Source organism: Bacillaceae bacterium S4-13-56 (assembly GCA_040191315.1).
GTDB lineage: Bacteria > Bacillota > Bacilli > Bacillales > JAWJLM01 > JAWJLM01.
In genome coordinates this window covers 124032-138826 of the sequence record JAWJLM010000002.1, presented here as the reverse complement: position 1 = coordinate 138826, position 14795 = coordinate 124032, and the positions used below count along the sequence as shown (strand labels likewise).

Sequence of the window (14795 nt, the reverse complement as noted above, 5' to 3'; positions counted from 1 at the left end):
TGAAAATCTCTAAAATTCGTGCGTCTCTTTGGGGCCGGCGTGCGTCTCTTTCACTGATTCGTGCGTCTCTTTGGGGCCGGCGCGCATTTCCTCGGTTTTCGTGCGTCTCTTTGGGGCCGGCATGCGTCTCTTTCACTGATTTGTGCGTCTACTTTGGGCCGGCGCGCGTCTCTTTCACTGATTCGTGCGTCTCTTTGGGGCCGGCGCGCATTTCCTCGGTTTACGTGCGTCTCTTTGGGGCCGGCGCGCATTTCCTCGGTTTACGTGCGTCTCTTTGGGGCCGGCGCGCATTTCCTCGGTTTACGTGCGTCTCTTTGGGGCCGGCGCGCGTCTGCTCGGTTTTCGTGCGTCTCTTTGGGGCCGGCGCGCGTCTGCTCGGTTTTCGCGCGTCTCTTTGGGCCGGCGTGCGTCTCTTTCACTGATTCGTGCGTCTACTTTGGACCGGCACGCGTCTCCTCGGTTTTCGTGCGTCTCTTTGGGGCCGGCGCGCGTCTGCTCGGTTTTCGTGCGTCTCTTTGAGGCCGGCGCGCGTCTCTTTCACTGATTTGTGCGTCTACTTTGGGCCGGCGCGCGTCTCCTCGGTTTTCGTGCGTCTCTTTGAGGCCGGCGTGCGTCTCTTTCACTGTTTCGTGCGTCTACTTTGGACCGGCACGCGTCTCCTCGGTGTTCGTGCGTCTCTTTGGGGCCGGCGCGCGTCTCTTTCTCTGATTTGTGCGTCTACTTTGGGCCGGCGCGCGTCTCCTTGGTTTTCGCGCGTCTCTTTGGGGCCGGCGTGCGTCTCTTTCACTGATTCGTGCGTCTACTTTGGACCGGCACGCGTCTCCTCGGTTTTCGTGCGTCTCTTTGGGGCCGGCGCGCGTCTCTTTCACTGATTTGTGCGTCTACTTTGGGCCGGCGTGCGTCTGCTCGGTTTTCGTGCGTCTCTTTGAGGCCGGCGCGCGTCTCTTTCACTGATTTGTGCGTCTACTTTGGGCCGGCGTGCGTCTGCTCGGTTTTCGTGCGTCTCTTTGAGGCCGGCGCGCGTCTCTTTCACTGATTTGTGCGTCTACTTTGGGCCGGCGTGCGTCTGCTCGGTTTTCGTGCGTCTCTTTGAGGCCGGCGCGCGTCTCTTTCACTGATTTGTGCGTCTACTTTGGGCCGGCGTGCGTCTGCTCGGTTTTCGTGCGTCTCTTTGAGGCCGGCGCGCGTCTCTTTCACTGATTTGTGCGTCTACTTTGGGCCGGCGTGCGTCTGCTCGGTTTTCGTGCGTCTCTTTGAGGCCGGCGCGCGTCTCTTTCACTGATTTGTGCGTCTACTTTGGGCCGGCGTGCGTCTGCTCGGTTTTCGTGCGTCTCTTTGAGGCCGGCGCGCGTCTCTTTCACTGATTTGTGCGTCTACTTTGGGCCGGCGTGCGTCTGCTCGGTTTTCGTGCGTCTCTTTGAGGCCGGCGCGCGTCTCTTTCACTGATTTGTGCGTCTACTTTGGGCCGGCGTGCGTCTGCTCGGTTTTCGTGCGTCTCTTTGAGGCCGGCGCGCGTCTCTTTCACTGATTTGTGCGTCTACTTTGGGCCGGCGTGCGTCTGCTTGTAAATTCTGGGTTACCGTGTTGGTGAGAACCGTCCCTAAAACTCCATCCAAATTTTAATTGCTGATGCTAGTATGAGGATAGCCAAGATGATTTGTAGTATTTTGGTGTTCATTTTTTTGCCTGCATTGGCTCCTAGAGGGGCAGCTATAAGGCTTGCGACAATCATTACAGCAGCAGGCAAGTACTCAATTTGGCCGGTTGTGATTTTCCCTAAAGTTGATCCTATAGATGAAATAAAGGTAATGGCTAATGAACTGGCGATCGTCATTCTAGTTGGAATTTTTAATACTACAAGCATAATAGGAACTAAAATAAACGCTCCCGCCGCTCCAACGATCCCAGCGCCAACTCCAACGATGAAAGCAAGAATGGCAGCTAATGTCTTATTAAACGTAACTTCCTCATTCTTTGTATCTTCTTTTCCCTTCTTCGGTACAAACATCATAATAGCAGCAATAGTTGCAAGTATTCCATAGACGACATTAACTGTGTAGTCTGACATTAGTTTTGATCCATATCCACCGATAAAACTTCCAATGAGGATACTAATTCCCATATACAGTATAAGAGATTTGTTTAAAAAACCACCTTTACGGTAGGCCCAAACTCCTCCAATCGTTGCGAAAAACACTTGAACAGCACTTATTCCAGATACTTCATGGGCAGTGAATGCGGTAAATCCTAATAATGGTGGAATGTATAAAAGCATAGGATATTTGATAATAGAGCCACCTATTCCAACCATCCCTGAAATAAAAGAACCCACAAATCCTATTAAGAAAAGTGTGAGTATAAATGCAAAGTCCATTCTCTTTCCCCCTCGTATATTACAGTATACTACATTTTCTAATTACCCTTAAGGGTATTATTTTATAGAAAAAATAGGAGGGCAAATTCCCCCTCACCTATTTTCCCATTTTTTCTATTGGACCAGACCACTCACTCATCCCTGGGACAACATTTATCACTTTTTCAAAACCTTTTTCAGTTAACACTTGACATGCCATATCACTTCTATTGCCTGTTCGGCAAACGACATAAATTTCTTTCTCTTTTTCCAATTTATCTATCCTCTCTTCAAGTTGACCAAATGGAATAGATACTGCACCAGGGATATGGGAGAATACGAACTCTGCAGGTTCTCGCACATCTACTAGTATGAAGTCAGCATTTTCATCTAATTTACTACTTAACTGATCATTATTTACAACATGAGGATGTTTTTTCTCTTCTTTTTCCTCATTACTTCCCTTGCGTAAATAGTGTTTAAGGACTCCTTCTTCCTCCACGGACCCTATATATTCATGACCTGAGCTTTTAGCCCATGCTTTAATATCCGCTAATGATCCTTTATCAGTAGCTTCGACTAACACAACTTTTCCCGGATCAACCGTACTCATTGTTTTCTTGGTTTTAACAATGGGCATTGGGCACGCCAAACCTTTTGCATCTATAACAACGTCTGTTTTAATTTCCATATGATCACCCCTATTAAATAAATAGATTTACGTTGCCGTTTTCAGCATCCCCCAGATAGCCTGCCACTCCGGCATACTCAATATCATCCAACAGTTCTTCTTTTTGAAGACCTAACAAGTCCATAGTCATGGTACATGCGACAAGTTTTACATCTTGCATTTGTGCCATTTCCATTAAATCTGATAGAGGCATCGCATTGTGTTTTTTTATAACATCTTTAATCATTTTTGGACCCATACCAGCCATATGCATTTTTGATAGACCTAATTTATTTGCACCACGTGGCATCATTTTCCCAAACATCTTCTCCACGAAGCTTTTATTCGCTTTAATTGGTTCATCTTTTCTAAGAGCATTTAATCCCCAGAAAGTATGAAAAATTGTTACTTCATGATCATAGGCCGCTGCACCATTTGCAATAATATAGGCAGCCATTGCCTTGTCATAATCCCCACTAAACAAAACGATTGTCGTTCTTTTCTTTTGCTCAGACATTTTCTTTCTCCTTCCCCTTGTTGTTATGAGTTTAATATATACCTATACGGGTATAAAAATTCGCAAAAAATTAGCCCTTTTTAATCCAAAATTTAAATACACCAGATTCTTCAGCGTCTTGAACTAGCTCATGACCGGCTGATTTCGTCCATGCCGTAAGATCATTCTTTGCACCCTTATCTGTGGCATGCACCTCTAAAATCTGGCCTGCATCAATTTCTGTTAATGCTTTCTTTGTCTTTACAATAGGCATTGGACATGCCAAACCCTTTGCGTCTAGTAATTTATCTGCTTTCATCAAAATTCCTCCTCAAATTTACTTTAACACATTACCCCTGTGGGTATAGTATAAAACAAAATTAAATTTGTCAACTAGATAAAGTGTAACTTCAATCAGCGGCCGTCCCCCACTGATTGTTAGCACCCAAGGGAATGACTGTCCTTTATGTGGGATAAGGTGACAATATAATTACAGTTTATATTTTATGTTTCTAATTTTATGAATATGTGACAAGGAAGTTATTTTGAAAATCTCGGATTATCAGTAAAGGGATTCTTGAAAGCGTATTTTTCTTTCTATATTGTCAGAATTTTTAGTTATTAGAGAAATTGTCTAGCTACAGCAAAAAAGCTTCATCGAGTAATCTCCGAAGTTTTTGCCCCAAGTAATCCCCCTAAGGAAAGCTACTTAGAGCTTTTTCACAGAAACAACCGATTTTCTTGTTTCGAAAAGCGCCTGCTCTTTTCTTAGAATCTCTTATACTTGGGAGTGGAAGTCCTAATGGTGAAAGCCTTAGCTATACTTATACTATCAACCGACTTAAATTAGAAATTCTGATAGTATAAGAAAAGCGCAAGCGCCCTCGATCATCGACGTAAGGCGGTGGACCTCATCGAACGAGATAAAGGAAACACGGTTCACGAAGTGAATCGATGTTGACTTATCGATGGAGAGGAGGGAACCGACTCTAGTCGATAGGGCGCTGGAGCTAGACAAATTTTATACTTTCTTATCTTGTAAAGAAAAGCTGTAAAAAAGGGCAGCCTCCTAAGAAGCTCCCCCATATGTTACTTACCTGCATATTGTAAAATCTGTTCAGGATCAAAACCGATGACCCAGTTCCCATTAATCTTCGTTTGTGGTACAACTAATTGTCCAGTTGCTTCCACAACTTCATTTCTTCCCACTTCATCTACAGTCAAATCCACTTCCTTAAATGAAATTCCTTCCTCCGAAAGGAATCGCTTAAGCGTTGTGCAGTGTGGTCATGTAGGTGTTGTGTATACCGTTACATTTTTTTCATTCATATGACATCCTCCTCATATTGTTATAATTATTATGCACTCTAATATTTTGTGCTATTCTGTGGTAAATTACCAACCCTCTGGTTAAAATGTACACCATAAGAGTTAGAAAATCTAATGAACAGCTTATGCGAGGAGTGATACACTTGAAACGCGCTGTATTTTTAGACCGTGACGGTGTGATTAACGAAGTTCTTACAGATAGGGTAAAATTTGTGAATCGACCCAATCAGCTTTATTTTTTACCCAAAGTTCCTGAAGCCATAAAAAAGCTAAATGATTCAGGGATTTTTGATCTTATTGCTGTTGTAACGAATCAAGGTGGCGTAGGGTTAGGATACCTAAAAGAAGAAAATCTACAAAAGATACATGATCATATGATTCAGGAGCTCACTAAACAAGGGGCTGTGATTCATGATGTCGCCTACTGCCCACATAAGCCAACAGATGGGTGCGCTTGTAGAAAGCCTGATAGCAAAATGATAGAAGATTTGGCTGAAAAAAATGGCATTGATCTCCGTGCATCCTATATGGTAGGGGACACAGACACCGATATCCAAGCTGGCAAAAAGGCTGGAACAAAGGGAATCTTCCTTGGGGAAAGTGACCCACTAGCAGATGCGAATGTTCCTGACCTTTATCATGCAGTAGAATGGATTCTCCAGGATGCCGCTGAGTAGAAGATAGACATTACCTTTTATGGCTTTCTGTTTTCGCTAAAGTGAAAATTCAATTAGTGGACGTCCCTTACTGATTGTTAACTACCAAGGGTATGACCTAAATGTTCCTTGAACCAATCAGACTTTTTCAGGAAGTTTATCCCCCATCTTCTCTTCTTATTTTTACTTAAGATTTGAGGGGAGGGTATTACTGACGGTTCATGTTGGAAAAACTAAGTGACACCATGCATTCGAGTGTTTATAATAGAAAAAGTGGCCAAGGTCTCGCAATGTGACTTTTTGACCACTTTCTTATGTTATTTACCATAATTTGTGCCTAGCACTAAGGAGTTATTATAAATGAGTATTTTGACTGTAAAAAATTTAAGTCACGGCTTCGGAGATCGGGCAATCTTTCATGACGTGTCTTTTCGTTTACTAAAGGGTGAACATATAGGTCTAGTCGGTGCCAACGGGGAAGGTAAGTCTACTTTTATGAATATTGTAACTGGTAAGCTTCAACCAGACGAAGGGAAAGTAGAGTGGGCCAAGCGCGTTCGTGTTGGATATTTGGACCAACATGCTTCTCTGCAACAAGGGATGTCCGTTCGAGATGTATTGAAAACAGCCTTTCAATATTTGTTTGATATGGAGGAAGAAATGAACAACCTCTTTGCAAAAATGGGAGAGGTGGAACCCGATGAATTAGAAAAACTACTGGAAGAAACCGGAAGCATCCAGGATGAGCTGACCAATCAAGACTTTTATATTATTGATGCAAAAGTTGAAGAAATAGCAAGAGGATTAGGTTTGGATGAAATTGGTTTGGACCGTGATGTTCACGAGCTTAGTGGTGGACAAAGAACCAAAGTATTACTTGCTAAGCTTTTGCTTGAGAAACCTGACATTCTTCTTTTGGATGAGCCTACAAACTACTTAGATGTTCAGCACATCGAGTGGCTCAAACGCTATTTACGGGATTATGAAAATGCCTTTATCTTAATTTCTCATGATATCCCATTTTTGAATAGTGTCATTAATCTAATCTATCACATGGAAAATCAAGAACTAACCCGTTATCCGGGAGACTATGACCAGTTTTTAGAAGTCTATGAGATGAAGAAACAGCAATTAGAGGCTGCTTATAAAAAACAGCAGCAGGAAATTTCTCAGCTAAAGGATTTTGTTGCTAGAAATAAGGCTCGAGTTTCCACTAGAAACATGGCTATGTCTCGTCAAAAAAAGTTAGATAAAATGGAGGTTATAGAGCTAGCTAGTGAAAAGCCAAAACCAGAATTCCATTTTAAAATGGCTCGATCACCAAGTAAGCTTCTTTTCGAAACTAAAGACTTAGCAATTGGCTATGATGAACCTCTATCCATGCCTTTAAATCTTCAAATGGAACGTGGTCACAAAATAGCCCTATTAGGCGCCAATGGGATTGGAAAAACAACTTTGCTAAAAAGTATCCTAGGAGAAATACCTGCGAAATCAGGACAGGTTTTACTTGGAGAAAACCTCCATATAGGATACTTTGAACAGGAACTAAAGGGCGACCAAAATCAAACATGTTTAGATGAGGTTTGGAATGAGTTCCCTCACTTTACTCAATATGAAGTTCGTGCGGCACTTGCCAAATGTGGATTAACAACCAAGCACATTGAAAGCAAGGTTCAAGTGCTCAGCGGTGGAGAAAAAGCGAAGGTAAGACTCTGTAAATTGATGAATCGCGAAACGAATCTTCTCATCCTTGATGAGCCGACCAACCATTTGGACGTGGATGCCAAAAATGAATTGAAAAGAGCACTAAAAGAATATAAAGGTAGTATTTTTCTGATTTCCCATGAACCAGACTTTTACGAAGATATTGTAACAGATGTATGGAATGGAGAGAACTGGACAACCAAAGTTTTTTAAGTGGGAACAAAGCTAGTAAGAATAATATAAAATGGAGTGATTTTCTTGTGGAAGAAGAATCACTCTTTTTTATTCTATGCATTTCTTTCATAGGAAACAAATAGGAGGACATACTAGTTAGCAAAAGTTTACTTATACAATCAACCGACGAAATTTAAAATTTTTGATAGTAAAAAACGCCTTGGAGTGGAAAGCATGCACCTAATCGTCTCCCTTTTTGTCATCCTCTCCGTTTGGTTATGGGGTGACTGGAGGAACTGGCAAAAATACCATACGGTAATGCTCTATTTTGCTTTAGGAAATCTAGCCTATAATTTTCTTACGGCTAATTATTTTTTATGGCGACTAGACGCCGATGCCTTTAGTAATCGTACATTTACTGAAGTGCTTTATACGTTTAGTGTCTTTCCGGGAACTGCCTTGCTCTTTGTTGGAAATTATCCTAAAAACCTTGGGAAATCCAAAATTATTTCTCACTATTTATTTTACATAGGGTGGTATGCTGGAATTGAGTTTTTATATGTTCATTTTAATCGGATTGATTATCAATATGGGTGGAATTACTGGTGGTCAGTGGGATTTGATATTATCATGTTTCCTATGCTTTGGCTTTTTTATAGGAAACCCTTGATTGCCTATCCGCTCTCTATCTTGTTTGCTATCTTTTTCTTGTGGTGGTTTGATATACCAGTAGGGGTTCCTGTAGAAAATCGTAATCACTTAGACTGTTTGACATATCTTTTTTGTGAATAAAACTAAGAAGCATCCCTCACACAGTAGGATGCTTCTTAGTTTACTTGTTTCTGCGTTTTTTAGCGTCTAATAATTGATTCATTCTTTCGGTTCGATTAGACGCACTGGCAGTATTTTTTGATGGATTCTTTCTCTCTTTCAATGGAAGTGACTTTTCCTGTATCGTTTTTTCACTCGTATTGATTTTTGGTTGTAGCTTCTTTTCTTTTTCGGATGCTTCTTTTTTTCGAGAAAGAGCCTCTCTTTTCACCTGTGGTATAACTGCTTTTCTTTCCTTTTCCTTAACTGATTTTGTTAATTCACCAAGGTGTTTTGTTCTAGGGCTTGGTTCTTTTTGTCGCTCGATTCTATCTTTAACACTTGAGACAACTCTATTAAAATTAAATCTTACGTCAAATCGACGAACAAATACATCTACTAAAAATAAAAGCGCTGCAAAAGATAAAAGCCAATGAAAGATGGGTTGTGATTCTTTAGGATTTTCCATTGGTTTTGAAAAAACGAAATCCAAGTCTTCTAAAACCTCACCGCCGCCTGCTTGAGCAATTGCTTCTAACTTCTCGTTATTCGTACCTTGAAAAGCAAATTCATTCGAATAAGGGACAGAAATTCCAGTCTGGAATGACCCTACAATTTCTTCCCCTTTTTTCTCGGACAGTTGGAGATAATAGATCCCCACTTCTTCAGCCGTAAATTTTCCCTCAAAAACACCTGGACCCTTCAAGTCTAAAGTGAAATCCTTAGATTGTCCTTGATCTGTAACAAGGGTACCTTCTAAATCTGTCACTAATGGATCAGATGAGGTAATCGTTAGGATAACCTCGTCCCCTTCTATTTGCTTTTCCACTTCATATTGATCTTGTTCGTATTGAGGGAACGTCCAGGACAGAATCTCATTCCATAGGGGAGACCAATTAGACCATTGAGGCCACTGTCCGCTCCAACCCGACAAATCACTGGTCCATGAGACGGTTCTACCAAGTCCATATTGCCATCTCATTAGAACGGGATCATCCTCATGACTCATCAATATTCTTTGTCCTCTCCCCTTAGGTGTAGTTGCAACATAAGCATTTAAGGTTGGTACTCCTCCTGAGAATAAGCCTTCCCAAGGGTTAGGTGTTATTACAGTAGGTACAAACGGTTCTTCCACAATATAGGTTCTTGTAACCAAGGCCGTTTCCCTAGAAAAAATGACGGGAATATTCGCCTCGCTTGTTGCGTGGTAATAGCGACCTCCTCCAAGCTCTGCCATTTCTTCAAGTAAGCGAGTATCCGCTCCTGAACCGATGGCGATCGTAGAAAGGCTGACCTTCTCGTCCTCTAAATACGATTCGATCATGGAACGATAATCGATGGAAGTTGCCGATTGCCCATCCGTCAATAAAATAATATGCTTTTTCTTTAAATTCAATGGGCCAAGCTGTTCATACCCTTGTTCAAGAGGGGTGAAAATATCTGTTCCCCCATTCGCCGTAATGGAACGAATTTTCTTTTCCATCTCTTTTTTATCCTCAATGGGACCTGTTTCAACAATTTGCCAAGGAGTATTATCAAAGGCAATGACACCTAATGTATCATTCTCTCTTAGCAAATCAAGAGACCTAGCAGCTGCCTCAATAGCTAACGAAATTGGCGCTCCGCTCATACTTCCTGATTTGTCGATGATCATCACAATCCCTGTGGAAGGAATTTTGTTTTTACCTTTTAATTCCATTTCAACAGGCAGAATCTCTTCTATTGGGGTTTTATAATATCCCCCCAATCCATAGGAATTTTCTCCTCCTGACATGACAAAACCAATACCAAATTCTTCAACGGCTTGTTTCATAAGTTCCATTTGGCTTACGTCAAAATCAGTCGCAGAAACATTGCTCATTACAATGGAGTCATAGGAAAGAAATCCACCTAAACTAGTAGGCAACAATTCAGGAGAAACCGTTTTAATATTCATATCACTAGATTGTAGTGCAGTCACTAGGTTATTGGCATTCCCAGGCTCTCCCTCCACTACGAGGACCAGAGGATTCCCTTTCGTCCTGGTGTATGCATATAACTCATTATTTTCCTGTTGCTCATCATCATCACTTATAATTTCTGCACGAAAACTATGAAATCCTGAGTTCTGCACGATGTGAGGATAGGAAAATTCAGTTGTACCTTGAACAAGCTCAACTTGTTGATCCATAATCAGTTGATCATCATCATACATTCGCAATCGGGCATTGGTGTTGATATTACTACTAATCTTACCTGTAAGAGCGGCCTTTTCTCCTAAATACATAGTAGTTGGAGCTTGAAACGACTCAATCGCAACATCACTCTTTCCTTTGGTCTCTATTGGAAATACATCCACAACAAATCCTTGTTGTTTCAAAAATCCAGCTTCTTCAATCACATCTCCCATTGTCTCGTTACCATCTGTAAGCAAGACCGTTCGACCCTTTTGGCCATTTTGAAATAGGCCTGAAGCTAATCTTAAGCCAGCTGTCAGATTGGTGTGTTCCCTATTAATCTCCGTTTGAAAATCCTCCCAATGATTTCGATTCGTCATTGGAATCTCAGAAACTGCTTCTCTCCCAAGAGATACAATGGAGTACTTATCTTCTTCGCCTTTATTCTGGATAGCTTCTTGTATAGTGTCTTTCATTAAAGTTTCATTTCCATAAGTACTATGTGAGCGGTCGGCAACAAAAACAATTTCTTTGTAATCTTTTGAGGTAACCAATGATAAACCAGCTAAGGCAAATATAATACTTAAAAGGATAAGTGTTCTTAATGTAAGAATAATCCATTTATTAGGAATATGTTTCACCGTATGGTAAAACCAAAGAAGCAAAAATGCTAAAGGAAGAATGGATAAAAGCCATAAAGGTTCATCGAACTGCAATCCCACGACGGTACACCTCCCATTCAACCAACAGAATGATCAGGATCAGTATACCTAACCATCGCCATACCTCAACTCGGTTAAAATAATCTTTCTCCACCTTATTCTCCCCTTTTATTTGAAAGGAAGGATAGACAGCAGTTGAACGGTCATTATGTTCAAGGTTAACAATAAATGAACGAGAAGATTTTTGATTATTTTCCTGTTCAACAAGTTCATATAATCCAGGCTGATTCGGCACATTCATGATCCGATTTCTTTCTTGAACATTTGAAAGTATTTCCCCTCGATCATTTTGTACCCATGCCGCTTCTGTAGAAGGTTGTAAAACAACCTCAACTTTTTCTCCAGGTGAAAAATATCCTAATGATTGATTAGTTGCCGATAAGTATTGAATGCTATTTTGTAGAAGGATGGGAAAACTCACATGTAATGGCCAGTCTGAATCTTCAATATCAAAAGGAAATAGAAGCGTTGGTTGCCCCTCAACCTTCCCACGAAGCAAGACGGGATGCTCTCCACTTTTAATAAGTGGAATGAATTGTTGGAAGTCTCCCACGGAATATAATTTAGAAAGGTAAACCTCTGACAAATCTACATACTGTAGAATAGATGAATCAATTCCAGTCGATGCAAGTTTGTACTCTAAATCTATTTTATCCCCTATTTGAAAGGTCCCATTTTTCTGAGGAGAAAACACCAGTTTAGGACCAGTTGGCCAATTCTTTTCTTCTACATGGAAAAGCAAGTACACTCCATCTGTTCTTGTCGTCTCTCTCAAAGATTCTTCGGGAATCGTAACAGGTTCTATCCCCATCGATCTTAAGGCCTGAGTCACGTAAGGATGGATATTTCCACTTGTATAGACTGTTATCTCTTTTTGAGTATCAAGAAGAGCATACTGAGCATTGTCGAGAGTATAGGAATCTTTCGGCTGAATTTCAGCCTTATACATGTCTGTCTCCGGTAGTCCCTCAAACGATTCAGTAACGACATCATTAGGCTGAATCGTGATCTTCTTTTCCTCCAAAATAGAGCTATTATTTTGAATCACAATGGTTGTTTCGATAGGGGCTCCACTCTCATTTTCCACTTGAACCACAGCAGAGACCGTAGAACCTTCTTTCCTAACACCAAATGATCGTAAAGATAGATTATCCAAACCTTGTCCTATATTTTTAACCTCTAATGGGATACTTGACTTTTTAAATCCTTCGCTCAATATATTCTCTTTAAATTGATCCGAGTATAATTGAATCACGCCTGACTGATTCGATAAGGAAGCTACTGCCAATTGAATAGCACTTTCCCAATTTGGTTTTTGATAGGAAACCTCCAAATGATCTATAACATTCATTGCCAATTTATGATTGGATTCATGTAGGGTGAGATAAGATGGATTTTGATTCGCCTCAATAATGGTGACTGATTGCTGGCTAGTCAATTTTTCTATTTGACTTAAAACTTCTTCCTTCGCACTTTCCCATCTTGTTTGTTGAAGCTCCTCAGCCATCATAGAAGCCGATGAATCTAGAATAATCACAAGTTCGTCACCCTGTATTCCTTGCTGATAGATGTATGGACGGAGTGTTGCAAAAATCAAAAGAAAAAGGATAATTAGCTGTAAGATCAGCAATAAATTGTTATGTAGTCTATCCCATATCTTGTTGGATTGACGATCATTGATAGCCTGCTCCCAAAGAAACAAGGCTGACACGGACTGTTTTTCCCTTTGCTTTCTAAAAAAATAAAAAGCTATCAGTATAGGAATCAATGAACTAAGGAGCAATGCCCATGGATTAAGAATCCCCATCCATACCCCTCCTTTCTTTTAGCAAACACTAATTATCCTCTTACCCACCCTAGATGGGCTAATTGTTGAAACATTAAATCTCCTAATGGTTGATCCACCACATGCTCAGCAAACGTAATCCCTCTTTTTTTACAAAATTGTATGAACAGCTTCTCATGTTCTTCTAAGGATTTTTTATACTGACGAATTATACCCTGCGAGAAAGAAATATCCTTTTCCTCCAAGGTGTAACTTTCGATATCCTTTAGCTTTCTATCTCCATAAAAATGTGGCTCCTTTTCTGTAGGGTCCAAAACTCGAATAAAAAGGGTCCGCTGTCCTTTCTTCTGTAACATGGCAAGGGAGGAATACAGCTGCTCTACAGGTTCTAAAGCATCTGAAATCACAATGTTCAATGCATGGTTGGTAGCTATCTCAGTAAGGCTATGGGATAACTCTTTAGAAAAAGTAAAATTTTCATCTGCAACCTGTAGTGTTTCTATATTTTGTAAGAGTCTTTGATTGGATTTTGCTCCTCTCCCTTTTAAGACTAGCTCATCTTTTTTAGGGACTTGTATTAAATAAATAGAATCATGTCCACTAGTGCCTAGAATAACAATGGAAGAAGCTATTTCCAACGTTCTTTTCCATTTTTCAGGCGTTAATCCCATGGATCTAGAACAATCAATAAACAAATGAATTCTAAGCTCTCTTTCATCATAAAATTGCTTGATGTAGTGCTTTTGGGTTCGTGCAAAGCTATTCCAATCAATTTGACGCACATCATCTCCAGGTGTATATAAACGGTACCCTGAAAAGTCGAGAGATGAGCCCATATATTGTGAATGCCTTTCCCCTTTTTGTCCGGTTCTTATTTTAACGGGAGCGACAATTTTTCTTCGAGACAATTTCTGAACCATATTCGGGGATAAAATTGTCATACATTCCCCACCGCCTTTTGGTCAGCCACCATGATCATCTCATCAATGATAAGATCTGGATTTATTTCTTCAGCTTGTCCTTCAAAATTCAAGAACAATCGGTGACGGAGTACAGGTTTAGCAAAAGCCTTTATATCTTCTTTAGAAACATGTACCCTTCCATATTCTATAGCGCGAACTCTAGCTGCTGAGATAAGACCTTGTAATCCACGTGGACCTGGCCCATATCGGACGTATTTTTTGGCTAAATCAGAGGCATTTTGTTCTTCCGGGTGGGCAGCCATGAGAAGGGAGACGGCATAATCCATTACATGTTCTGACACAAGTAGCTGCTTAGATAATTCTCTCATGGAGAGGATAAAATGTGCGTCGGCCTTTTGTTGAAGCGAACCTATATCGTTTCCAGTCGTTCTTCTAGCAATTTCCTTTAACTCGGAAGCTGATGGATACGCCACATCTGCTTTTAGTAAAAACCGATCCAACTGTGCTTCTGGCAAAGGATAGGTACCCTCTAACTCAATAGGGTTTTGTGTAGCTAATACAAAGAATGGTTCAGAAAGTTTCCTTTCCTCTCCTAATGCCGTCACTGTTTTTTCTGCCATAGCTTCTAATAAAGCACTTTGCGTTTTAGGTGTGGCTCGGTTAATTTCATCTGCCAATAAAATGTTGGTAAACAAAGGACCTTCATGAAAAACAAACTTCTGTTTTCCTTGTTCGTCAGGTTGAACCATGTGGGTACCTGTTATATCCGCAGGCATAAGGTCTGGAGTGAATTGAATTCTAGAAAACTTCAAATCCAATACCTCTGATATTTTTTTAATAAGCATTGTCTTCCCTAATCCAGGCAAACCTTCTAATAACACGTGTCCTCCAGCTATAACTCCTATGAGTACTTGGTCAATGACTGCGTCCTGACCGACCATAAATTTTTTCAGCTCTTCTTTAATGGATAATAGAGTATTTCCAGCAGCTTCAATCGAGTTTTCAACATCACTCAT

At 40.9% G+C, this 14795-nt stretch carries 11 protein-coding genes and 1 pseudogene; 3 read left to right on the top strand and 9 right to left on the bottom strand.

Features of this window, described 5'->3' with window-relative positions; translation table 11 throughout:
- Positions 1-1600 precede the first annotated feature (1600 nt).
- From RZN25_01680 to RZN25_01660, 5 genes and pseudogenes are all read right to left on the bottom strand, one after another.
- A complete protein-coding gene (locus RZN25_01680; protein ID MEQ6375546.1) occupies positions 1601-2374 on the bottom strand; it encodes a sulfite exporter TauE/SafE family protein in 774 nt (257 codons plus the stop codon).
- Positions 2375-2471: 97 nt separating this feature from the next.
- Positions 2472-3044 (bottom strand): sulfurtransferase TusA family protein, encoded by a 573-nt coding sequence (locus RZN25_01675; GenBank protein MEQ6375545.1) that lies wholly within the window; start codon positions 3042-3044, stop codon positions 2472-2474.
- A gap of 13 nt (positions 3045-3057) precedes the next feature.
- Positions 3058-3540 carry a DsrE/DsrF/DrsH-like family protein gene (locus RZN25_01670; protein MEQ6375544.1) on the bottom strand — a complete coding sequence of 161 codons (483 nt, stop codon included), beginning with the start codon at positions 3538-3540 and terminating at the stop codon, positions 3058-3060.
- Between the two features lie 70 nt (positions 3541-3610).
- Positions 3611-3838, bottom strand: coding sequence for a sulfurtransferase TusA family protein (locus RZN25_01665; protein ID MEQ6375543.1), 228 nt, complete (start codon positions 3836-3838; stop codon positions 3611-3613).
- Between the two features lie 770 nt (positions 3839-4608).
- Positions 4609-4794, bottom strand: a pseudogene (locus RZN25_01660) (glutaredoxin domain-containing protein).
- A 197-nt stretch (positions 4795-4991) separates the two neighbouring features.
- On the opposite strand from RZN25_01660, the gene RZN25_01655 reads away from it, so the two are divergent.
- From RZN25_01655 to RZN25_01645, 3 genes are all read left to right on the top strand, one after another.
- Positions 4992-5525 (top strand): HAD family hydrolase, encoded by a 534-nt coding sequence (locus RZN25_01655; GenBank protein MEQ6375542.1) that lies wholly within the window; start codon positions 4992-4994, stop codon positions 5523-5525.
- Positions 5526-5864: 339 nt separating this feature from the next.
- A complete protein-coding gene (locus tag RZN25_01650; protein MEQ6375541.1) occupies positions 5865-7421 on the top strand; it encodes an ABC-F family ATP-binding cassette domain-containing protein in 1557 nt (518 codons plus the stop codon).
- Positions 7422-7616: 195 nt separating this feature from the next.
- Positions 7617-8174 (top strand): CBO0543 family protein, encoded by a 558-nt coding sequence (locus RZN25_01645; GenBank protein ID MEQ6375540.1) that lies wholly within the window; start codon positions 7617-7619, stop codon positions 8172-8174.
- 40 nt (positions 8175-8214) lie between these two features.
- Here RZN25_01645 and RZN25_01640 read toward each other — a convergent pair whose 3' ends face one another.
- Genes RZN25_01640 through RZN25_01625 form a run of 4 tightly spaced genes read right to left on the bottom strand, consistent with a single transcriptional unit; the run spans position 8215 to position 14795 of the window.
- Complete coding sequence (locus RZN25_01640) at positions 8215-11070, bottom strand: VWA domain-containing protein (protein MEQ6375539.1); 2856 nt, start codon at positions 11068-11070, stop codon at positions 8215-8217.
- Entirely contained in the window at positions 11051-12877 is a 1827-nt protein-coding gene (locus tag RZN25_01635; GenBank protein MEQ6375538.1) for a VWA domain-containing protein, read from the bottom strand. The genes RZN25_01640 and RZN25_01635 overlap by 20 nt, the downstream gene beginning before the upstream one ends.
- 32 nt (positions 12878-12909) lie before the next feature.
- On the bottom strand, positions 12910-13797 hold the full coding sequence (locus tag RZN25_01630; GenBank protein ID MEQ6375537.1) for a DUF58 domain-containing protein: 888 nt from the start codon (positions 13795-13797) through the stop codon (positions 12910-12912).
- Positions 13794-14795 (bottom strand): MoxR family ATPase, encoded by a 1002-nt coding sequence (locus tag RZN25_01625; protein ID MEQ6375536.1) that lies wholly within the window; start codon positions 14793-14795, stop codon positions 13794-13796. Before RZN25_01625 ends, RZN25_01630 begins: the two co-directional genes overlap by 4 nt.

Coding starts and splice junctions, on each gene's coding strand:
- RZN25_01645 (MEQ6375540.1), top strand. CDS start 7,617: ATGCACCTAATCGTCTCCCTTTTTGTCATCCTCTCCGTTTGGTTATGG.
- RZN25_01675 (MEQ6375545.1), bottom strand. CDS start 3,044: ATGGAAATTAAAACAGACGTTGTTATAGATGCAAAAGGTTTGGCGTGC.
- RZN25_01630 (MEQ6375537.1), bottom strand. CDS start 13,797: ATGACAATTTTATCCCCGAATATGGTTCAGAAATTGTCTCGAAGAAAA.
- RZN25_01670 (MEQ6375544.1), bottom strand. CDS start 3,540: ATGTCTGAGCAAAAGAAAAGAACGACAATCGTTTTGTTTAGTGGGGAT.
- RZN25_01625 (MEQ6375536.1), bottom strand. CDS start 14,795: ATGAGTGATGTTGAAAACTCGATTGAAGCTGCTGGAAATACTCTATTA.
- RZN25_01680 (MEQ6375546.1), bottom strand. CDS start 2,374: ATGGACTTTGCATTTATACTCACACTTTTCTTAATAGGATTTGTGGGT.
- RZN25_01650 (MEQ6375541.1), top strand. CDS start 5,865: ATGAGTATTTTGACTGTAAAAAATTTAAGTCACGGCTTCGGAGATCGG.
- RZN25_01635 (MEQ6375538.1), bottom strand. CDS start 12,877: ATGGGGATTCTTAATCCATGGGCATTGCTCCTTAGTTCATTGATTCCT.
- RZN25_01665 (MEQ6375543.1), bottom strand. CDS start 3,838: ATGAAAGCAGATAAATTACTAGACGCAAAGGGTTTGGCATGTCCAATG.